This is a genomic window from Vibrio sp. 1580 (assembly GCF_033340055.1).
This window is the reverse complement of sequence record NZ_JAWOVT010000603.1, coordinates 1-550: the sequence shown is the minus strand read 5'-3', so window position 1 is coordinate 550 and position 550 is coordinate 1. Positions and strand designations below refer to the sequence as shown.

General features: G+C 45.6%; 1 protein-coding gene. It reads right to left on the bottom strand.

All coding sequences use genetic code 11. The features are described 5' to 3' along the window. Nucleotides 1-81 precede the first annotated feature (81 nt). A partial coding sequence (locus R7093_RS27395) for an arsenic resistance protein (RefSeq protein WP_411913263.1) occupies nucleotides 82-550 on the bottom strand: 469 nt, incomplete at its 5' end.

Below are 550 nucleotides of genomic sequence, written 5' to 3'. Positions count from 1 at the left end.
TTAACTCCCAGCGAGTACATCAAAACCGTTGCCAGTTAGTACCTAACATTGCTATTTGGCTCGGTCTCAATGTTTCCCATTTTAGCTTTTATATTTGGTTTTCATCCGCAGTGCGACGTTAACCAAAGCAATCAGAACCGGAACTTCGATCAACGGGCCAATTACGCCAGCGAATGCCTGGTCGGAATTCAGGCCAAACACAGCAATGGAAACCGCAATTGCCAACTCAAAGTTGTTACCCGTTGCCGTAAATGCGATGGAGGCATTTTTATCGTAGGGGATGCCCATTCTCTTCCCGATAAAGAAGCTGGCAAAAAACATCAATACGAAGTAGATCGCTAGTGGGACTGCCACGCGGAACACATCCATTGGCAGTTGTAAAATCATCTCTCCTTTGAGGCTGAACATCAGCACGATGGTGGCGAGCAAAGCGATCAAAGTAATGGGTGAAATTCGAGGAATAAACACATCGTTGTACCACTTCTCACCCTTTGCAGCGACTAACCACTTACGACTGAGAAAACCAGCAAGGAAAGGAATTCCTAAGTAA